This is a genomic window from Capnocytophaga sputigena, assembly GCF_002302495.1.
In the GTDB taxonomy this organism is placed as follows: Bacteria; Bacteroidota; Bacteroidia; order Flavobacteriales; family Flavobacteriaceae; genus Capnocytophaga; species Capnocytophaga sputigena.
Genome location: NZ_CP022379.1, coordinates 631,712 through 655,357, shown reverse-complemented (window position 1 = coordinate 655,357; position 23,646 = coordinate 631,712). Strand labels below are relative to the sequence as shown.

The window sequence follows — 23,646 nt, the reverse complement described above, 5'->3', positions numbered from 1 at the left end:
AATAAAAGATTAATTTAATTCTTAGTTGAAGAAATAGAATCTGGTTGAGTATCAATATATTTCATACGTTCATCTAAGTCGTTGCCATATATATTGTTGATACGAGCGATAATACTATTGAATGTTTCTCTTAATAGAAAGATATTGTTTTTAAGCTCATTTTCGTTGAAATCAGGGTTGTTCTTAACATTATCAGCTAATGATTTAATTTGTGTTTGAAAGAGCCTAAAACGAGCTTTTACAGTAGGGACATTAATACGCTCTGGAAAGGTGTCGCTATTGAGTAGTTCCTTGAGAGCATCTTCTATTTGTACTAACCAAAAAAATACAGAATAATAAGAACTTTCTACATCAGAGTGTTCTCCTACAATCTTATCAGAAAATTTGCCTACTTGGTGAAAATGCTTTGCAGGAAGCTCTAAAATAGAGCGGTATAGTATCACATTGTCATTTTCTTTGGCATTTTCGTCTAACGAAAGTCTTATAGTGTAAGATGCTGATTTTTTAGGTGAGAAATCAATTTGGTAGCTGTACCAATCATCGGATAGGGTTATTCTCTTCACATTATTAGTAGAAGTACTAAGAGTATCAAGAGCTAAAGTTGCGGATAATTCATCATTTTCACCTTCTAAAAAATTTAGTTTTACATTGGGATAATTTACTTTTTTCAATACTATGGAAAAAGTGTAAGGAATATTGGCTACCAAAAAGCGATTCCATTGTAAAAAGCCTACTGCATTATTTTTCTTTTTTTCAAACCTAAAAACAGTATCTTTAGCGGCATCGGCTGGAGTTCTCCAATCGTGTTCTACAATACTATTGATAACTTCTGTTTTAGAATTGATAGGATACAAGCGACTGTATACTAACAAACTATCAGGATTAGAGAGCATCAAATCATCGGTGTTTTTTATCTTGGCAGGAGCCATTGATACGATAACCTGCATCAGTGATTGGAAATTCTTCCAGTGCTTCATATCTTCCTGAGCTTTAGGAGTTAGGTCTATGAGTTTAAATTCTTCAAACTCTATAGACTTTGTTTTATGAGTTTGCTTTTCTTTATCTGATTGATTTGTGTCATTACAAGAAATAACTCCTGAAAGTAAGAAAAGTAGGGCATAAGATGTATATTTCATAATTTCATATATTTAACTTTAAAACACCAAAGCCAGATTTACTTGCATAAATCTGGCTATCAGTGATAAATCTAAAACCTAAATGACTATTTAGCTAATTTATTGATATGTTTAGCTAAACTGCTTTTTAAATTCGCTGCTTTATTAGCATGAATAATATTTTTCTTAGCGAGCTTGTCGATCATTGAAACTACTTTAGGGAAAAGCGCTTTTGCTTCTTCTACATTTTCTAAAGCACGTAGTTTTCTTACGGCATTACGAGCCGTTTTGTGTTGATAACGATTGCGCAAGCGAGCTGCTTCGTTTCTTCTAATTCTTTTTAATGCTGATTTATGGTTTGCCATTTTCCTTTACTAATTTAATTTTAAAGTTGTATCTTTTAGATACGAATAGTGCATTTAGTTTAGTAGTCCGTAGGGGAATCGAACCCCTGTTACAAGGATGAAAACCTTGCGTCCTAACCCCTAGACGAACGGACCTTAAAAATATTTGTTTAACCGTTTAAAAAATTTAATTATGGCTTGTAGTCCGTAGGGGAATCGAACCCCTGTTACAAGGATGAAAACCTTGCGTCCTAACCCCTAGACGAACGGACCAGTTTAGTTTATTTATACATTGTTTCTCTCTCAATGCGGTGGCAAAAGTACTACTTTTTTTTATATCTGCAATTTTTTTTAGTACTTTTTTTTGGAAAAAGTTTAAAATATTTTATAAGTGTCTTATAATTAGTATTTTATAAATTCAATATTTTTCTTTATCAGTTGATGTTTTGAAGTGTTTTATGATAAATTGAGTAAGAAAATGAGGGTGTCTACCCCATCGGCGTAGTCCCATAGCTGGGGAGTTTGAGTCTTTCCAAAGGCTACTTCTTCAGTTATAAAATTGTGTGCAACTACACATTGTATCTTTTCAGCATCAGCAGTGAGTTTCTTTTTTAAGCTATCTACATCAGTGTAGTATTCGTAAAAAAGGGTAGCAATAGGTGAACCGTAATGCTCGTCTTCTTTTAGCAATAGAAATCCGTTTTCGAGGAGCTGGTATAAGCTCATTAGGTAGACGGCTTTGTTGTAATCGTAGTTATTGGCGTACTTTTGTTCTTGGATGATATCTTTGTAAGGATAAATTGCTTGAAATAGCAAGTTAAAATCATATCCCTTAGGAACAAAAAGTTTAGAGATGCTGCGGCAACCTAAACCATAGTACTGAAAGATGTCTTTACCTAAAGCAAAAAGCTGCTCAGGAGTTTCTCCTCCAGTGAGTACAGCTACTGAATGTCGGTTTTTTCTAATAATGTGTGGTTTCTTACCAAAATAATATTCAAAATAGCGGGCAGTATTGTCGCTACCTGTTGCAATTACAGCATCGTAATCGGTTACTTTTTCGTCAGTAAATTGTACAGAAGCAGTCCATTGGGGAGCAAAATCTTTTATTTTTTCAAGTAAATAGGGGAGCAGTACACGATCATCACTTGATAGTTTTACGATAGCTTGATGTCCTGCTACTAACACACATAATAAATCGTGAAAACCTACTAATGGCAGGTTGCCAGCCATTACTATCAATACTTTTTTAGCTGAAGTAGCCTGTGGTAATTGATACTGCGATAGCCATTGTTGTACATTACTTTCGCTGAGGGCTTCACTCCACGATGTAAAGGCAAATTCCAAATTAGCACGAGTAAACCAGCTGTTTTGCTGCTCAGCTTTTTCAAAAGCATCCTTAAATAATTTGGTGTTAGAAAATAAGTCTCCTAATTGTATAAGATTTTTTTTTACTTTTTCTTTTATCATCTCTTATTTCTTACTAGAACGATGGTACTATCCCAATACGCACTCCAAATTTAGGATTACGTACGCCATTTACATCGTTGAAATCGTTACGCCATACGAAATCTACTCGTATAAAACGGAAGTTGCCTAATCCTATATTTTCAATACCAAATCCGTATTCCCAATAGAGTTTTTCGGGCGAATTGAATATGATGTTAGTGATATTTGCTTGTTTGTTTTTATCGGAGAGAGTTCCGTAAGCAAATCTACCAAAAAGTACACTTTTAAAGCGTAATTTTTGCAAGAAAGGAATGCGGTTTAACAAGAAACCATCAAAATGGTGCTCAAAGTAACCATTAATATAGGTATCAGTGATGAAATCGTAGTAGTCTAAAAGTGCAAAAGTATTAGGAGCTGATGAATACGATTGGTTTGCAGGTGTAGGTGCTAAAGCAATAAGGGGTGCTGTACCAAACACTTTTCCAGCTTCTATATTGGCGTGAAAAATACCATAACCAAAGAGTGGAATGGGTTTATAAAGCATCATTTGGACTTTGTCATAATCAAACTTGCTGTTTATTACCCCATCTACCCCTTTAGAATATTTAAGGGTGTATATAGGGAAGAGTTTTTTGCCATAACGCTGTTCTACACCATAACCAAATACTTTTCGGTGAGGGGTGAACGAAAGCTGAGCTCCTGTATAGAAGTTGTCATACTCGTGAATTACATCTCCTGTTTTAGGATTTTGGTAGGCAATCAAGAAGTTTTCTTCACTTGCAGAAGAGAGTTTTTGGTAAGTACCAAAAATTGAAAACTGCAAATTAGAAATGATATTGTAATTGATTACCCCTTGTATCTTTTTGTTGCGAGTGAGGTAGTAATTCTCACCACGTGCAATGATAAAGTTAGTAGTCTTTTCAAAATTCAATTCGGTATCATCGTGCATTACAAAAGTGCCTAATTGTAGATTATCATTCTGATAACCAGCCCCAAGAGTGATACGCGGACTGTGAGAGAGGAGGTATTTACCACTGAATCCGTATTTAAATTGTTTGTCTCTCAACCCATAAGCACCATAAATGTAGGCACGAAAACGGTCATCAGTAGAGATAAATGAACGGAAGCCAGCACGCAAGCGCAATCCTTCTACATTGTTGCTTGAGAAAGTTTGCCAAAACCTACCAAATTGCATATAATTACCTATAGGAATATAACCTGAAGTTACCACATCGGTTACATCACCTATCATTTTAATGCGTTTATTGCTTCCTACCTCACGAATGAGGAGTTTGGTTTTGGTGAGGTCGGCTCCTCCTAAAGTATTGTTATCCCAATAAGCATCATCTTTATGAAACTGATCTTTAGCAGTTTTTACTACTTGCTGGTCATAAAATTCAGCAGTTTTAGCTTTGTTTAACAATATATCGGAATAATTGATATAGTTCTTTACATATAGACCTTTCTCTTCATCTTTTTTAGTGATTAGTGTAAAATCGCCTACCTGAATTTCGCGTTCGGGTAGATAAATACTATCGTTGGCAATGGTGAAGTATTTTTCAAATGAAAGTCCGCGTACTAAGTTGATATTAGTTTTAGGAGTGGTGTGCATTTGTATAGCACTCACTATGAAGGTTTTGGTATCTACATCAAACTGCCCTTGTAAAGCCAGATCTTGATCGTCACGAGGGAAGAAATTGATACGGTAGAATTGGCGATCATCTTTTTGAATAGTATCACTTAATACATAGAGGTACACACCATAACCAAATTCGGATAGAGGGCTCACAAACGGCTTGTTGAGTATCATATAAGTATTGTCGTAAATCTCGAACTCGTCAAACGATTGGCTCACGCGTTCCAGACCAAAACCTTGTTGAACAATACCTTGAGCACGTTCGGCTTCTATATCTACACGTTTTTTTCCTAACTGATTGTTACCATAAACAGTTTCTATTTTTTCGGTGAGATACATTGGGAGAGAAAAAGTTTCCTTGTACTTTTTCTCAGAGAGGATTTTTCTAATCGTATCGTATTCTTTGTTTAAGGCTTTTTTGAGAAAGACTGTATCGAGGTTGTTCACCCCTAACTCAGTAGTAATATGTTTTTTATACTGATAAGCTGTGGCATTTTGCAATCCGCGTTTCTTTTTGTTCTTCCAAATACCTTGCAAAACGGTATAGGCAGGGTTTTCTTTTTTAGAAAGAGCCTTTTTAGGTTTTGCTACAATAGTTACAGCATCTAATTGTTCACCTTCTACAAGTACAACAACCAATCCTTTAGTGTTTTCTTTCTCTAAATGGATTCTTTTAGTAGTGTACCCTATAAATGACACCTCTAAATCTCTTTGTTTTTTTTCGGAGTATAGAGAAAAACGCCCTTCATCATCAGTGTAAGCACCAATAGTAGTTTTAGGGAATAGCACATTAGCAAAAGCTATAGGTTGGCCATTTTCGTCGATTACTTTACCCGATACGTGTGTTTGTGACCATAGGTAAGAACCTAAGGGAAAAAAAGCACATAACAAGAGTAGTAAGAAGTGTTTTTTCATCGTATAGAAATTAAAATTAGAAGGCAAAAATACAAATAATTAGCAAATTAGCAAATTTGGCTCACGAATTTCCTAAATCCTTCCTCACCTTCAGGGGTATGTTTGAACACGCCGCAGTTTTCTAATACCTCACAGAAAGTATCGCCTATACTCTTGTTGATAAAGTCGTCTAAATTATCAATTGAGAGTGGAGTAGGGGCGAGGTTTATATAACGTTCTAACCATTGACTATGCTTTTGCAAAGTGGAGTCAGTGTTCATTTTAGTATATACAGAACTGAAGCTGTTACCTGTTGAAAGGGCTTCACTTAGCAATGTTTTGATACTTGCCATTTCAGTTTTCAATCTACCAGGTAAAATAGCTAAGCCCATCACCTCAATAATCCCAATGTTTTCTTTTTTGATGTTGTGCAGATGTTCATAAGGATGGAAGATTCCCATAGGGTGCTGGTTATCGGTGCGGTTGTTGCGCAGAGCCAAATCGAGTTCGTATTTGCCATTTTTGAAGCGTGCAACAGGGTTTACTGTATTGTGGCGCACACCCTCAGTATGAGAATAAATGCCTAATGACTCATCACTGTAGTTTATCCACGATTGCAGAATCACATTGGCTAAGGTGATGAGGCGGTCTTTCTCACCGCGTAATCGCAATACACTCATAGGCCAATTTACGATGCCTGCTTCCACATCTTCAAATCCTTTGAAACTCACACGTTCTTTAATGGTGGCTTTTTCCATAGGGAATACGTGTCGCCCACCTTGAAAATGGTCGTGAGAGAGGATAGAACCTCCCACAATAGGCAAATCGGCATTAGAACTTAAGAAATAGTGAGGGAATTGCTCTACAAAGCCCAATACGTGCTCAAAACAAGCCTTGTCAATCTTCATTGGCCGATGTTCACTTGAGAATACAATGCAATGCTCGTTGTAATAGATATAGGGAGAGTATTGGAAAAACCATTCCTCATTAGCTAAATCTAATTTAATAGTGCGCAAATTTTGGCGTCCAGCGTGGTTTACACGCCCCATATAGCCTTCGTTCTCTTTGCAGAGTAGACATTTTGGGTAGTTAGTGGCTATCACATCTTTTTGGGCAGCAATATCACGAGGGTCTTTTTCAGGTTTAGAAAGGTTGATAGTAATCTCTAAATTGCCATAAGGGCTCTCGTGTTCCCACAAGATGTTTTTGGCAATTCTATCGGTGCGTATATAGTTGCTTTGTTTGTTTAGTTCGTAGAAATATTGGGTAGCTTGCTCTTTACTACTTTCGTATTTGTGCCAAAAGTCGTTGCGAATTACCGATGTACGAGGTAATACCTGTCCCATTATCTTAGAGTTCAGCAGGTCGCGGAAAGTAAGCGTATCGGTAGAGAGGGTGCCGTTCTCAGCAGCCCATTCTACCAAGCGATCAAGTTCCTCAGTAGGGTAGACTATCTCGGCAGCTTTTTTAGCGATTTTTGCGGTTTCTTCTTCTGTAAACTCGGTATAACTATCACATCCAATGCTTTCTAAAACAGCATTAGTTACAAGTATACGATCGTCTTCCTTCACCAATCCGTGCAATATAGCATAGCTGATGAGGGTTTCTATTTCAATGTAAATATCCATTTTCAAACTAATTTCTAACTCCTAAATTTATAAATGGTTTCCTGTTTGTACACTTCTCCTTTTTCTAAAGGTTTTACTGCAAATTTAGGCTGATTGATACCATCGGGGAAGTCTTGCATCTCAATAGCTACTCCTACAAATCGTGGATTTTTAGCAGGTTTTTCTTTGGCAGTACATACCTTATCGAATACGGCTACATCATCTAAAAAGTTACCGGTGTAAATCACAGCCACGTGTTGGGTAGTATAGGCTTCCATAGTAATACCACTATGAGGAGAGTGTAATACTAATTGAGGAGCGCCATTAAGTCCGCTGTGGTTGAGTACAAAAGGGTGGTCGTAAGCGCGAGTGATTTCGAATTGGGGATGTACTTCAGCAATACCTTCGGCGATGACTTTTCCTTTGCGGAGATCGAAAGTAGTACCTTCTACAGCTATATAATTACCCGTAGGTATCAATCCTTCTGCTAATTCACAGATATTGTCAGCAGCGATTTGTAATACTTGGGTATCGCCATTCATTTCCATATCACCAGAGAGGTTGAAATAACTGTGGTTGGTGATATTCAGGTAGGTTTTGGCATCGGCAACGGCTTCGTAAGCAATGTGCAGGCTGTTGTCATCAGTGATAGTGTAAATCACTTTGAAATCTACCTTAGCAGGGTAGCCTTCTTCACCATCAGGACTTGTATAACACATTTCTAAGCCATTAGAGAGTTCTTTTACTTCAAAAACTTTACTGCTAAAACCCTCTTTACCACCGTGTAATGAGTTTTCACCATTGTTTTTAAAAAGGTGATAAGTTTTTCCGTCGATAGTAAAAGCAGCGTTATGAATACGCCCTGAAGTGCGCCCTATGGTAGCACCATTGTAGGCACCATTACCTATGTAATCTTCTAAATGAGCATAGCCTAATACTACGTTTTTCAGTACATTGTGTTTGTCTTTTACAGCTATTTCGGTAATAGTACCGCCTAAGTTCAAAACAGACACGCGAAAGCCGTTCGCATTCTGTAAGGTATATTGATAGACAGCCTGTCCGTTGTGAGTACCGAACAGGCTTTTGTTGATGGTTATCATACTTTGTCTTGTTTATAGTTTTTTAGCGCCATCGCTTACAGAAGCGATATAGAAATCGGCAGCATAACCTATTTTGTTTTTGTAAGCCTCGCCTACATTTTTAATGAAATCGTCTACTTTGTCTTTTTTAACGATGCTCACAGTGCAACCGCCAAAACCAGCTCCCGTCATACGTGAACCTACTACCCCAGGTTGTTCCCAAGCAAGGGCAGCTAAAGTATCGAGTTCTACACCAGTTACTTCATAATCATCACGTAGAGAAATATGTGATTGATTCATTAGTTTGCCAAACTCAGCTAAATTACCTGCAGAAAGTTCTTTTTGCGCTTTAAGAGTGCGTTGATTTTCATATACTGCGTGTTTTGCTCTTTTTTGGCGAATAGGACTCTTGATGAGGTCTTTGTTGGCTTCAAATTGTTCAATAGAGAGTTCTCCTAAGGCTTTGATAGGCAATTTAGTTTGCAATTCGGCTAAGGCTTCATCACATTCTGCACGGCGTTCGTTATATTTAGAATCAGCTAAACCACGACGTTTGTTAGTGTTGGCAATAACGATTACTTCATCTTTTAGCACTACGGGCACATAGTCGTATTTGAGGGTGTTGCAGTCAAGGAGGATAGCATTGTCTTTCTTGCCCATAGCTACCGCAAATTGATCCATAATACCAGAGTTTACCCCGATGAATAGGTTTTCAGTTTTTTTGCCTAATTGAGCCATTTCCACTGGGTCAATAGAAAGGTTGAAAAGGTCTTTCAGCACGATAGCGGTAAGCATTTCGATAGAGGCAGAAGAAGAAAGTCCTGCGCCGTTAGGGATATTTCCAGAGAAGAGAATGTCGAAACCAGAATCAATTTTCTGACCTGCTTCGAGGAACATTTTAATCACACCTTTAGGGTAGTTAGCCCAGTCGTGTTTTTTTTCATTAGTAAGTTCATCAAGAGTGAACTCCATAATGCCGAGGTCGGCAAAATTTTCAGAATACATACGGAATTTGCGGTCGTTGCGTTTTTTTACGAGACCGTAAGTACCTTTGTCAATAGCGCAAGGGAACACATTACCGCCATTGTAGTCAGTATGTTCACCGATGAGGTTCACACGTCCTGGTGCGAAGAATTGTTTTTCGGCAGGAGCACCGAAAACTTCTTGAAACTTTTGTTCTAAGTGTTTCATATAGTTTTTAATTTTAGTTATTATTTAGTCGTTATTGTGTGTTTGTATATTACATCAGAATCTAATTGAAATACTTTGCTGCAATCGTTTTCAACTCATTTTCTTTGTCCTCTAAACGTTGGAAAAGTACGAATTGATTGCGAGCTCGGATGTAATTTTCTTCGGGGTATGAGATTTTGAAATAGATATCATTGTTGAAATAATCGGCTAAAAAGCGGATGCCGATGATGAATATCATATATTTAGCTCCATCTACTATATGGGCCTTTTCAGAAGCTGTCATTACTGAGTTCATTACAGAAAAACCTTTGCAAAGGGCTTCAAAAAACTCAGTGTTGAATACAATTTTAGTATCGTCAGGTTCATTTTCTTCGGTAGGGCTTACCGAAGTACGTACCATATCACCAAAATCATACAACAAAATACCTTGCATCACTGTATCGAGGTCAATTACTCTAAAATCATCAGGGTTTTCTTTATTGATGAGTACGTTATTGATTTTGGTGTCGTTGTGAGTTACACGAATGGGTATGCGCTTTTCGTCTACTTCTTTTTGAATAAGGTCGAAAATCACTTTGTGTTGTTGTGCAAACTCGTATAGTTTTTGAGCTTTTTTCTTGCGGTCGAGAGTAGCTTGAGCGTAAGCATCTTCTAATTGTTGGAAGCGTAAATGCCCATTGTGGAAGTTAGGAATGGTAGCTTGCAAGCGAGAAGTATCAATGTTAGCAAAAGTTTTCATAAAAGTAGCAAAGGCAGTAGCGGCTTTTTCGGCTTGCCAAGGAGCTTCGATGAACTCATAGGAAGTATAACCTTCAGCAAAAGGGAATACACGCCACACAATAGCTTCAGCATTTACAGAATGACCGCCTTGTTTGGCAGACATCATTGGGAGGATTACGCGATTGTTAGGTTCAGTTTCCCAAAGCAGTTCGATATTTTTGATGATGCAGTCGGGGGTTTTGAACACATTGCTGTTAATTCCTTGAAGGATATAGTTAGTTTCAGTAGTTTTTACCAAATAGGTGCGGTTGATGTGCCCATTACCATAAGGTTCTACAGAAAGGATGTCCCCTTCTAAAATAAATTGATTGGCTATTTCTTTCATTGTATTTAAATAAGAGGTAAGAGATAAGAAGTGAAAAAACTTATTATCTCTTACAGGTTAAACATTTTATTAGAATTTATCGGGATAGCTACCTTTATCTACGAGTTTTTGTATTTCGTTTTGTACCAGAGCAAGATCTTCGTGATAGGTCATTCCAAACCAGTTATCGTGGTTAGGCAATACTTCCAATTTATATCCATAGTCTTTGATAGCGTGTTGTACAACCATAGGAATATAAAATTCTGCCTTAGGGTCATCTTTATGTTCGGCTACAAATTCTTTGAAATAACGGTCGGCTATATCCAATACTTCGTGAGTAAATCCCCAGAAGTTCATAGAAACGTAGGTACTTAGTGGGTACTCGGTGCCAGTAGCCTCATCAATAGCAGTAGTCTCACTATTTTTGCGCAGTTTGGTAGCTTCGTTGATGGAGAGTAGGTGGTGATTTTTATCTACTTCACAAATACCACGAGAGACAGTACCATTCTCACTTAAAGTGTTTTTGAGCAGGTAACCACCTGAGAAGAAAGTTTTTTCTTTACCAGCATTAAGAGCTTCATACATCAGTGTAAAGCCTTCTTTGCCGTAGTAATCATCAGCATTGATAATGAGGAAAGGGTTTTTTACGAATTCTTTCACACAGAGCATTGCGTGCCCTGTTCCCCAAGGTTTTTTGCGTTCAATACCTTTAGGATTATAGTCGTCTTGGTATACGTAAGTGATAGGGACATTATTAAAACGATTTTCAAGGTGTTGGCGGGTGAGATTATCTATTTCGTGGCGGATAATTAGCACGATATTATCGAACCCAGCTTGTAGAGCATCGTAGATACCATAATCAAACAAGGCATTCCCATTGTGTATATTTTCTAATTGTTTATCAGAGCCGAATCGACTTCCTAAGCCTGCGGCAAGAATCACTAATGTAGTCATTAAATTAATGTTTGTTTTTTTTAATTGCAAGGGCAAAGATACGAAAAAAAAAGTAATAAGCAATTTTTTTTGAAATATAGTAAGAGTTAGGTTTTTACTTTTATCTCTTATTTCCTAGCAAACAGAACTTTAACAATAATTTAACATTGTCTTATTTATTTAAAATTCAGTGATTTACAAAAAATGTATTGTTTAGGTAGTGTAAAATTAGGGTAACAGCATTGTGTAAATAGGAAAAAGATGTTATTTTTGTGGCGTTTAATGTATATATAAATTACACGTAAAATAATTATTACTTACAGCTTAAAAGTAAACAAAAATGAAAAAGTTTCTTACAGCAATTGTATTTTTAATCTTCACAGGGGCAGGATTTGCTCAATGTATTAATGTGCAAACTACGGCTATCAAAGGGAATTGTTACAGTGACAACCAGATAAAGGTAACAGCCCAAGATATGAGCCCTTATCCTTCAATTTGTTTGCCTTCTAGTGGTAAATTTATAGTAGAAATACAGGGGGAAGGAAAAGATGGTGAGATGTTTAGAATGAAACGTCCATCACCTTCGGCTCCTGCCGAATATACTTTCTATAACTTAAAAGTAGGAAAGTATAAAATTATTGTGCGCGATGAAGACACAGGAGCTTTTGATGAGCGCGAGGTAGATGCGGAGTCTAACTATAAGGTTATGAATATCCAAAGTTTAGAGACTTTAGCTCCTACTTGTGGGCAGAAGAATAATGGCGGAGTACGTTTTAAAATACCCAATGGGGGGATAGGTCCTTTTGATGTTACAATACTTGATGCTTCAGGACATAATGTATTACTACCTACACAAAGATTTGTGAGACCTTCAGGCAATGGCTATATAGAAATAAGAGGGACAAACTCTCATTCTATTAAAACTAATGCTACTATAATGTTGCAAGTAAAGGATATTACCTCTATAGGAGAAAAATGTGGTGAGACTCGTCGTTATCCTTCTATTGTAATACCTATAGAACAATATACGGTGGAATGTATCAACATCAAGATGTATGATAGGTATATGGGAATGCATAAAGATAATTGTGGTAAATACAATGGTAGATTTAGAATAGTGAGAGTAGAAGATGGTAATTGGATAAATAAAAATATTTTAGATGCAACAGCTCTTAAAAGCTACTTTAGTAAGCCAGGAACGGCCATAGTACGTTTCTTGAATTCTTCAAAACCACAAATAGATATATCTTCTACTTTTGATATTTATGGTTACTATGTGAGAGATTATATCTTTGAAAAAGGAGATGAAGTAGAAATTACTATAAAGGGGCCTAATAATACTATTGTAGAAAAGGTGCGTTTTAATGAGCAAATAGACCCACTATCTTGCCCTAGTTATAAAATGTTAACTACAAGTAATTATTCTTATAATCGCAATTGTGGCTTAGATAAGCGATTATATATTTACTATTCTATTACAAATTATCAGTATAGAAGTATGCCTAATTTAGATGGAGGTACGTACTCATATCAATTAGGTTGGACACATCCTCAAAATATATCCTATTTTACCTTAGAAAAATCTAATTCTGCTTCTGGACCTTGGACTCCTGTACCAATGGTCACCACAGCTCCTGGAGCTGGACAAGCCCATTGGACTAATAGTTATGTCTATTTAGATAAAGTAGGTGAAGGTTTCTATAGGCTTACATATAAAAATCCTAACAATTGTCACGGGCAATGTTCTGATATACGAGAAGTGAAATATCCTATATCTAGTACTCAAGATATCAATAAGATATGGGATAATATAGAAACTGGATATGGAATATATGAAGGAACGGGAGCTTTTAGAGTTAATTATTCAATTAATAATTTTGCTTATCCTTTGAAGTTTAAATTGGAAGCAGCTGATGGTTCGAAAACACTTTCCTATGAAGGCAAGATAAGTTTCTTTAATCGAGGTACACGTACTATCACTTTCCCATTAGAAATTACTACAACAGGAAGTGGCTACAACTATACAAATTTGCCTGAAGGAAATTACAAAGTTACCGTTACTGATGCTTGTGGTATAACAACCGATAAGATCATCTATGTACCAGGTATGCCTGCCTATAAGCCGGAATTGAAATATGAGAAAGATTGTGAGATAGCAAAAATAATTTATAATATAGGAAACCAAATTTATAAAGATCCTTATATTTATGTGTATTTAGAGCAAGAAGTAGAAGATGCTTATGGGAATAAAACTTGGAAAGAAATAAAACAACCTAGTGGTTTAAGTTATGTGAGAAACCATACCGGTGAGTTTGTGAATTTGCTCACAAGTAAATATAGAATCAAGACAACGGCTTTTTATTACAATGCTTTTCTTCGTCAGAAGTCAGGAACTATGTATCAAACTAGTGCAACAGATCCAACTGTTCCAAATAGTTCAAACTATCTTTATAAAGAAATTACTATTCCTGATCTTGTAAAACTCAATCCTGTAGTGAATCCTGTGGCTTGTCAACAAGGTAGTGCTACTGGTATGATTGCTGTGGATGTAACTGGACAAGAAGTGTATTTTCCACTTACTTTCCGCCTATACAAAAAAGCTACAGTTACTGCTACTACCTCTACTTTGCTAGAAACAAAGAAATATGAAGCAAGTGATAACAAATATTATCATATCTTTGAAGGACTTAATACAGGTTATTATCTTGTAGAAGTAGAACACCGTTGCCAAACTGTACCTAAAGATATAGATATAGATCTTTCTAATGCTTTCAATCCATTCTTGGTGATTGATCGCCCTGTACCTTTCTGTACAGGCAATCGGGCTCGTGTGAAGTTAGGACTTTCAGACCATATATTTGATATCAATTGGTTTAAGCTTGATGCTAATGGTGACAAAACTACTACTTACCCATTGGGTACGGGTAGTAGTTTTTGGGAAAATATTTATACTACTACTACTTATATGGCTGAATATACCTTGAAAACAGGAATAGGATGTAGTAACAAAACTACTTATACCAAAACAGCTACAGTAGTATTGCCACCTATAGACGAACCTCCTTTTATCAAGACTCCTTGTCCAAATAATATAGAAGTTACTGTAGATGTAGGGGAGTGTGGTAAAGCAGTACGTTGGCGTGAACCCGAAGCTTATCCTACTTGTTTAGGCGCAGTTACCACTACCCGCAGTCACGCACCAGGCTATGTATTCCCTATAGGAGTGCATACAGTAGTATATACCTTTGCTGATACGCGAGGTAATACAAGTAGTTGCTCGTTTACAGTTACGGTGAAATCTAATGCTTTGAAGTTGAAAACTTCACAACGCTATGTAGATACATCCGGTAACCTTATTACTCAACTTACTCCTAACCAAGCGTTTTTCTACGAATTAAACTATGAGAATGTAGGTTCTGAAAGTATCAAACAAGCAGTTATATCGGTAAAACTTCCTCAGAATGCTACCGTAATAACCAATGGAGAACCCGATCTCAATAGTGCAGGTGATGGCTCAAGTGCTAATCCATATCCACAAAAATCGTACAATGCTGTGAATAAGGCTTATGAGTTTGTGATAGGTGGCACATCAGGGTATCCTGAGTCTACTCTTAAGTTAGGTGATCCAAGTCGTACCATTCGTATCCCGATGAAAGTACAGGGCGATTGTGATAAACTGTTACAACCTTGTGCTAACTATTTGCAAACCGAATTTACGATCACTTACCAAGGTGGGCCTGCAGCTTGTCCAATTGCACAACAAGTAGATACAGGTGTAAGCTCTATTACTATTGATACCTCTAACTGCAACCGCCAAGAGACTTTGTGTGGTACAGGTATAATGACTTTTGAAGCAACAGGTAATTTTGCTACTTATCAATGGTATAAAAATGGAGGTATATTAACGGGTGAGATTCATCGCACTTATCAAGCTAATGGGCCTGGAGTGTACAAAGTAGTGAAAACAAACTCTTGCCAAGGAGTACAGGTGGAAACTACTGAAACTATTAACTATGAAGCACCCTCAAATACAACCGACCCTATTCGCGCACAAGCTCAAAATGTAGGGGTAACTTGTCCAGATAACTCGGTTTGGACAAGCCATTTCTACCTATGTCAAGGAGGTTCTAAAAATATTACTGTAAGCTACCAAAATACAGCTTTTGAATGGCAACAGTGGAATGGCTCTTGTACTGAATCTTCTTCTGATTGTAGAAATTCAGAAGACCAATGTTGGACAACTTTACACAACAATCGCACTTTTGTAGCCAATACAGCAGGTAAATATCGTTTGAGATTGCCAGATTGTAGCCAAAGTTTCTATTTTGAGGTATTCACAGCTGGACTTACAGGTTCACTTACCGATGAAATTCACGAAACTGATTTCACTCAAGGTTCTGTAAAACTTCAGCTCAGCACAGCTGGAGTAACCTATAAAGTAGAAATTTTCAAAGGAGGTGCTCCTTTCCGTACTGAAGTAATCAATACTAATGATTATCGTATCAATAATTTGTCACAAGGTACTTATGATATAAAAGTTACATCACCACAAATCCCTGGTTGTCAATACAACGGACAAGTAACTATCAACAAAACAAGCCAAATGAAGGTTACAGCAACCTTCAAAGGATTTACCTCTTGTAACAAAGCTAAGTTTGAACTTAAAGCTGAAGGAGGTGCTCCTACCTATCGTTTTTATATTTGGACAATAGATGGTCAACAACAATATACAGATATACCTACAGCTTTGGCAGCTCCTCATATCGCTATTCAATTGGCACATCAACCAAGTGTAGAGGTTGAAGTAGCAAATATCACTCGTGTAGGTGAATATGTATTCTTAGTAGGAGATACTCGTAATGGAGCTTTTGCCTTGTCTAATAAAGTAATTGTAGACCCTCCAAGTCCGCATACATTCACCTTTAGTGCAACTCAAGAAATTCAGTGTGAAAGTATACCTAATTCAGGAGTTATCAACCTTACCTTTGCACCAGGAACACAAAATCAAAATCGCACTATCAATCTTTATAAATTAGATGATACAGGAGCAAGAATAGGAGCTCCTTTTAAAACCAGTTCAGGAGGCTTGTTCACAGGTATTCCTGCAGGTACTTATGAAATAGAAATGTTATCACAAGTAGCTGGAACTACTTGTACATATATCAAGAAGCCAGTAGTGATACTTCCACCTCAAGCTCCTTTGCGTGCTTATGCAGGAGTGGTAGCCGATAGATCGTGTGATACAACAAACAACCAATACAAAGTATCAGTAAACAATGTTATAGGTGGTACACCTCCTTATCGTTATAGTTTTGATGGTGAAAATACTTATGTTACTAATCCTATAGGTTTTATTGGAGGTTCAAGTACTATTTATGTAAAAGATAGTAAAGACTGTCGTATTGAAATACCTATTACTACACAAGCGACTGTTGTACCTACTATAGTGTTGAGTCCTGTATTTTATAGTTGTGATAGTGGCTATGGTTCAGTAACTGTAACAGTTTCATCTACAGTAAGTCAAACCTATCAATACAGTCTTGATGGTAGTGCTAAACAAACTCTTGTAGGCAACAGTTTCAACCGCTTGTTGTCACCAGGAGTACATACTCTTACAGTGTATTACCGTCCAACTGATACCGCTACAACACCTAATGTACTCTTTACAGAAGACTTCGGTAAAGATGCTAACGATTGTTTGCCAGTTGCTAATACTTCTTTGGTATGTAACACTACAGGCAGTCTTTCAGATGGTAACCAAGTACTTACCAAACAAGTACAAGTAACTTCAAATCCTAATTGGCTTGCTACAGCCCCTATAGACCCTTCAGGAGGTCGTTACTTAGCTGTGGCAGGTAATGGTAATAATGAGGTAGTATATCAAAAGCTTCTTAAAGGAGTAGCTCCTAATACTGAATTTACCGTGAGTTTAGACGCTCTCAACCTTATTAGAACAGGAGTAACCGCTATACCTGCTCACCTCAATGTAGAAATAGCTAAAACTGATGGTACAACTCTACGCAGTAAGAGCTTGGCTACTATCAACAGCAATAATTGGACAAATTATAAAGTAACCTTTACTGAAACTGAAATGACTGGCTTTGCTAATGGAGAACTATTACTAAAAGTGGTGAATACAGCAGCTGCTACTTATGGAGGTTTAGGTAATGATTTTGCAGTGGATAACCTCAAAGTATCACAAGCTATCACTTATTGTGATTTGAAGGTAACTCAGCTAATCAATATAGAAAAGAATAAACAAATGCGTGCCGAGAAATTCGGTACCGAGAAGAATGTAAGTTGTATTGGAGCACAAGATGGTGAAGTTCGCATCAGGGTTATCAACCCAACATCTACTAATATTCTTTATTCAGTAGAAAGAACTTATACCACTACAACTACTTGGACACCTACAACCCTTGATGCTCAAGGAGTATTCATAGTTACAGGATTAGAAGCTAACCAAAATGGTGTAGTGAGTATACGAGATGCTAATAATGCTAATTGTGCAGTATCAGTGGCTTATAAAGTTGGAGAGCCTACTCCTATAGTACCAACAGTAGTATTTATGGATAAAGTAACCTGCTACAATGGCGGAGTTGCTAAGATAAAAGTATCGGCTACTGGTGGTAATGCTGGAGGTTATCAGTATAGAGTAGGTTTAGTAAGTGGAACTTTAGGTGCTTTGCAACCAGTAGCTCCACAAGTAAATCCTTGGGAAATAAGTAATTTAGCACCTGGTACTTATACTTTAGTAGTACAAGATAGTAAAGGTTGTACAACCGAGACTACTTTTGAAATCGTTAATAAAGCTACTCTTTCAGTTACTGCCGAGCCTACCTCTTATTGCTATGGAGATGCACAAGAGAAGAAAGTAGAGATTACAATAATTAGCGGTAATGGAAACTATAAAGTACAACGTGTAGGAGGTAATATTTATGCTTTCAATACATCAATTTTTGAATATCCTGATGCTCTTGATGCAGGTACTCATACATTTGTAGTAACTGATGGTTTTGGTTGTCAAACAACTGTAACTACTCAAATTTATGCACCATTATCACTCACTGTATCACCTACTCAAACACAATATGCTGATTGTAAGGGAAGCAGTGTAAACTATACTCTCACCGCATCTGGAGGTATCCCTACTGCACTTAAAGAATTTAAGTATAGTGTTGATGGTGGAGCTACTTTCCATACAATTGGTTCAAGTACCTCTCAGGTAACCTTTACCTATCCAGTAACAGTAGCAACCACAACTGAGTTCCGTTTCCAAGTAACTTATAAACCCGATGGTAGTGAGTGTAAACGTGAACAATACGTAACCTTAGCTTATGACCCACCACGTTTCTTAACCAATACCTTTACCACTACTCAAGCTACTTGTGGTAACAATAATGGTTCGGTAATTATCACACCAAGTGATTATTATGTAGGTACAGCTTCACATACCCTTAAAGTGGTGAATACTTTAGGAGTAACACAAACTCCTACAGCTTTAGCACCGGGTAATTATATAGCACACCTCACCGATGATCGTGGTTGTGTGGCTACTCAAGCCTTTACCATTACAGCAGCTCCTCAACTCACAGCAACAGCTACTGTAAGCAAACAAATGGGTTGTACCTCATCAGCTGCCGATTTAGCAGCGATTACAGTAACCCTTAATACAGGAGGTAGAGCACCTTTTGATATTCTTTTAAGAAATACCACTTCAGGAGCTCAAGTAAGTGAAACTTCTCAACTTAATAATGTTTCAAAAGTATTTGCAGGTTTGGACTATGGTAATTATGAAATTACGATTACCGATGCTAATAGTTGCCAAACACGAATGAATGTGGTGATCTTACCAAACTCTAATGTGATGTCTATCACTCCAGTAACCCCTACAGCTTGCGCTACTACAGGAGAGGTACGTATCACAGCAACTAGTTCACCTACCTTTACAGCATCTACTAATGCATATTTTGCTATATATCGACCAGGTATTCAAAACCCACCAGCGGGATCAGGAGCGAATATAGAGATTACAACTAATCCAAATGGAGGTACAGATGTATGGCATAAAGGAGTGGCTTTAGGTACTGGGGTAGGAGTAACTATAGGAGGTCTCACACCAGGGGTACAATACACTTTCATAGCTTATAATATGGTTACTAAGTGTCGTTACACCCAACAGATGACAGTACCTGTACCTACATACTCACAAATGTCGGTAGCGATAGATGTGAAGAATGTAAGTTGTGCAACTGGTAGCGATGGAACCTTCACCTTTACTTTAACAAATCCTCACGGAAGTACTACCCATATAGGTTATGAAGTATATCGTGAAGATAATCATCAGCCAATAGCAGGGGCGGTAGGTACAGTTTCAGCTCCATTCACTACACCTCAAGTAGCCAATGGTAACTTACCAGCAGGTAAATACTATGTAAAATTTACAGAAACTATTGGAGGTGTAGCAAGCTGTGTAACCTCAAAGAATTTTGAAATCAAACGTTCTCTCACTCAGTTACAAATTGCAGCTGTAGCTAGCAAAAAAGCTTCTTGTAATACTTTGGGTGAAGCGTGGTTGAATATTACAGGAGGTACAGCTACTTACACTTATGGTTACGTAGCTTCAGGAACAGCTTATAGCGCTGCGGTAATGACTCGTACTGTTCAAACTTCATCCTATATCAATATACCTGCGGGTAATTGGGATGTGTATGTACGCGATGCTTATGGCTGCTTGCAATCTACTACAGTTACTATTGATATTTTTGATACACCTAATATTGCAACAGTAACTACTTTGGCTTGTCAGGCTTACCATAATACTAATGGTAGAATACCAGTAAGGGTAACTCTTAACAAAATAGGTCAAGGTAACCACTATTATAGTTTAGATGGAGCAGCCGATAGACCTGTAGTTTGGACGATAGCCAATCAGGCATTCGAGTTAGAGGTAACTCCTTTGGCTACACACACTGTTGCAGTGAAAGATGTAAATGCTTGCGTGACTACAGCTACTTTCAGTACTACAGCTCTTATCACAGCAACAGCTACTATTAGTAGAAATAAAACTTGTGCAACCCCTACTGCCGATATCACAGTAACTGTGGCAGGAGGAACTGGTACTTATAGTTATACTTTAGAACGTTTAGACAATGGTATAGTAGCAGGAGCTATTATTTCACAAGATGTAGCTTTCCCTACACCTACTGGAGGAGTGATAACTATTGCAACACCTACTACTGAGGCTGCTACTTATCGCATCAGTATTTATGATGCCGAAACAGTAGATTGCCCTATAGTGAAAGAGGTAATAGTACGTGACCCCGATCCTATCAATTTAGCTAATGTTGTAGTACAACCTTATCACGAAAAATGTAATTTAGGTCTTACAGCTACTGGAACAGGTAGTATAGATATAGCAATGCCAACAGATAGTGATACTTATACCTTTAAGATTACTAGTGCTATTGATATCACTACTGGAAATAATGTAACAGTAACAACAACTCCTACTATTGTAGGTACTCATACAGCTACATTCACTCAGCTACGTGGTACAACTCAAGGAGTGAAATACCAAATAACAATTACTAATAGTACAGGTTGTGAGGCTTATGTAGAGACAATAATCACCTCTCCAGAGCCATTAGAATTGCAAGTAGGAGTGATTAGTGCTACAGAGTATGTTTGTGAGGGTACAAATGGATTATCAACACCTAAAGTAAGTGTAGATACGACTAAGATACGTGGAGGTATTCCACCATATACCATTGAGTTCTTTGATAATGGAGGCAATAGTTTAGGAAATGGAACAGAGTATACACTTCCGAACTTAAATGGAGGAACTTTCTACGCTACAGTGAAAGATGCTTCAGGCACCTGTGCTACAAGCACTACAAGCGTAACAGTAGCACCAGCCTTTGAGTTACAAACTCTAAGTATTACCACAACAACATCAGCTACTTGTGTGGTAGATGAGGTAATAAATATCAGTGTAACAGCTACACCTACATATATAGCAGGCACACCATTGCGTTACGTGATAAAAGGAACAGATAATGCCTTTGCAACTATTACCACAACAACGGCAACCAGCTTGAGTTTGACCCTCACAGGTTCACAAAACTTGGCAGGTTCAAACTATACGATAGAGGTCTTCAACGAGAAGACAGGCTGTAGTATTACGGGAGTTTATACCGTAAAAGATGCTAATACCTTTGAGATGACTTCTCATAACCCAGTGAGAGCTGTTTGTCATAACGATAATGGTAGCATTGCGATAACCTTAGTAGATAAAGATCTCTCTAATGGCGATCAATCAACAGCAGGCTTTACATATACTGTTACAGCAGTAAGTGGCGGAGCGACAACTACGGGTACAGTATTGGGTAATACCACAACACTTACCCTAGTAGGCGGCTCTTACGATATTGAAGCAATATCAAATGCTACAGGTTGTAAGGTAGCTAAACATCGATTTGTGATACCATCGAACCCAGCCGAGATAAAAGTGATTTATGTATCACAAAAAGTATCGGTAGACTGTAATAATGAAAATGGGGTTGTAGCCCTTACAGTCATCGGAGGTCAACAAGTCTATACAGTAACCCTTACAGATCCAGTAACAGGAAATGTATATACAAAATCAGATATTCCAGAAGGATCACCAGGAGTAGAAATCACACAAGTGAAAGCGGGTAATTATAATATTACCGTAATAGACGCTTTAGGTTGTACAACAGCTACCGGAACCCTTAGTGTAACAGTAGCCCCATATAATGCTATCAATACAGCGAGCATTACTGTAGCGACAACTTCAATCACTTGTATAGATGCTAAAGATGGTACACTCAAAGTGTCAGGAGTAGCAGGAGGTGCTCCACCTTATCACTATATGTTAATAAGAATATCAGCAACAGGTAGTGATTTACCAGAGATAGCCACCACCGATAGTGAGGTAACTTTCAAAGGTATAGAACCAGGAACTTATCGAGTGGATATCTATGATGCACAAAACTGTTCAGTTACAGTGTCAGGAAGCTATACCTTTGTAAATCCATCGCCTATCACTGCCGATATAAACACACTCAATTCTACGTTTGTAACTTGTAAAGGAAGTGATAGTGGTAAGGTAGAGATTACAAATATCACGGGAGGCACCCCTACTTATACGCTTACAATAATTAGAGCCGACAACGGACAAAAGGTAACTCCTGAAGTAGAAACCACAGGAACAAGTCATACCTTCAATGATTTAGGTCCAAGTCCTAAGGATAGTTACTATCAGGTAGTAATAAAAGATAGCCACGACTGTACAATGACTAAGACCTTGACCTTCACAGTAGAAGAGTTGCCAGATGTTAGTATCAACGAATTTAAATACTATGGTACTTGTCAAGCGAACTCAAATAGTTATGTAGATTATTTAGAGGTACATTTCAACAATCCATCACCTGACTATAGTAAGATTACTTATAGTTTGAATGGAGGAGCATCAGCTACATTCACACGTACGGTAGGTAATATAGCTTATATTGATAATTTCAACAGAGCTTCAGTTACCCAAACGGTAGAAGTAACCTATACGGTAGTATCCTCTATTCCAGGAATGACAGGCAGTTGTAGTGCTTCCGAAACAATCACAATTGATCCTTACACACCGCTTACTGTTACACGAGTAACGACCAATACAACACTTAATACATTAGAGGTATTGGCACAAGGCGGTAGAACGAATAACTTTAGAGGTTATACATACTACTTCAATGAGGTAAGTAAAGGAGATAATCCGGTGTATAAAGTCAACCATAATGATCCTGAAAAAGAAATTGGAGGTCGTCGTTACAAGGTAGTGAATGTACGAGTAGAGGATGCCGAAGGTTGTACTGTTACAGCGACTTACGAGGTAGAGTATTTTGATATAGAAATTCCAAACTACTTTACGCCCAATGGAGATGGAGAGAATGAGGTATGGAAGCCTAAGTATTTAGACAATAATGTAAATGCCCGCATCTACATATTCGATCGTTATGGACGTCGATTAGTGGTGTTAGAATCAGGTCAAGGTTGGGATGGTACTTATGAAAAACGTCCAATGCCATCAGGAGACTACTGGTATATCATCGAAATCAACGATCAATTATACGATAAACGTGAGTTCTATGGTAACTTTACTTTGTTCAGATAACCTCAATCTCCGATAGTTATCATAAAGGATATACTTATCTGTTAAGAAAAATACGATATTTGTTTAAAAATATCGTATTTTTCTTTTTTTGTTTTCTAAAACTTTCGTACCTTTGAGCCATAATTATGAT

10 protein-coding genes and 2 tRNA genes are annotated in these 23,646 nt (G+C 37.5%); 1 reads left to right on the top strand and 11 read right to left on the bottom strand.

The window, feature by feature from the left end:
* Positions 1-14: 14 nt before the first annotated feature.
* From CGC57_RS03045 to CGC57_RS02995, 11 genes are all read right to left on the bottom strand, one after another.
* Positions 15-1,136 (bottom strand): hypothetical protein, encoded by a 1,122-nt coding sequence (locus tag CGC57_RS03045; RefSeq protein WP_095897909.1) that lies wholly within the window; start codon positions 1,134-1,136, stop codon positions 15-17.
* Positions 1,137-1,222: 86 nt separating this feature from the next.
* A complete protein-coding gene (rpsT, locus tag CGC57_RS03040) occupies positions 1,223-1,480 on the bottom strand; it encodes a 30S ribosomal protein S20 (protein ID WP_095897908.1) in 258 nt (85 codons plus the stop codon).
* A gap of 63 nt (positions 1,481-1,543) precedes the next feature.
* Positions 1,544-1,615: transfer RNA gene (locus CGC57_RS03035), tRNA-Glu, on the bottom strand.
* A gap of 45 nt (positions 1,616-1,660) precedes the next feature.
* Positions 1,661-1,732: transfer RNA gene (locus CGC57_RS03030), tRNA-Glu, on the bottom strand.
* A gap of 183 nt (positions 1,733-1,915) precedes the next feature.
* Positions 1,916-2,926 carry an acyl-CoA reductase gene (locus tag CGC57_RS03025; RefSeq protein WP_370684727.1) on the bottom strand — a complete coding sequence of 337 codons (1,011 nt, stop codon included), beginning with the start codon at positions 2,924-2,926 and terminating at the stop codon, positions 1,916-1,918.
* Positions 2,927-2,939: 13 nt separating this feature from the next.
* Positions 2,940-5,456, bottom strand: coding sequence for a DUF5686 and carboxypeptidase-like regulatory domain-containing protein (locus tag CGC57_RS03020; RefSeq protein WP_095897907.1), 2,517 nt, complete (start codon positions 5,454-5,456; stop codon positions 2,940-2,942).
* Between the two features lie 47 nt (positions 5,457-5,503).
* The gene (locus CGC57_RS03015; protein WP_095897906.1) at positions 5,504-7,063 is read right to left on the bottom strand and encodes a UDP-glucose--hexose-1-phosphate uridylyltransferase; all 1,560 of its coding nucleotides are present in this window, start codon (positions 7,061-7,063) and stop codon (positions 5,504-5,506) included.
* A gap of 14 nt (positions 7,064-7,077) precedes the next feature.
* Complete coding sequence (locus CGC57_RS03010) at positions 7,078-8,142, bottom strand: aldose epimerase family protein (RefSeq protein ID WP_095897905.1); 1,065 nt, start codon at positions 8,140-8,142, stop codon at positions 7,078-7,080.
* A gap of 12 nt (positions 8,143-8,154) precedes the next feature.
* Positions 8,155-9,312 carry a galactokinase gene (locus CGC57_RS03005; protein ID WP_095897904.1) on the bottom strand — a complete coding sequence of 386 codons (1,158 nt, stop codon included), beginning with the start codon at positions 9,310-9,312 and terminating at the stop codon, positions 8,155-8,157.
* A 61-nt stretch (positions 9,313-9,373) separates the two neighbouring features.
* Entirely contained in the window at positions 9,374-10,417 is a 1,044-nt protein-coding gene (locus CGC57_RS03000) for a phosphotransferase enzyme family protein (RefSeq protein ID WP_095897903.1), read from the bottom strand.
* Positions 10,418-10,486: 69 nt separating this feature from the next.
* Positions 10,487-11,350, bottom strand: coding sequence for a nucleotidyltransferase family protein (locus CGC57_RS02995; protein WP_095897902.1), 864 nt, complete (start codon positions 11,348-11,350; stop codon positions 10,487-10,489).
* A 319-nt stretch (positions 11,351-11,669) separates the two neighbouring features.
* On the opposite strand from CGC57_RS02995, the gene CGC57_RS02990 reads away from it, so the two are divergent.
* Positions 11,670-23,516: a T9SS type B sorting domain-containing protein gene (locus CGC57_RS02990; RefSeq protein WP_095897901.1), complete on the top strand. Its 11,847-nt coding sequence runs from the start codon at positions 11,670-11,672 to the stop codon at positions 23,514-23,516.
* Positions 23,517-23,646 lie beyond the last annotated feature (130 nt).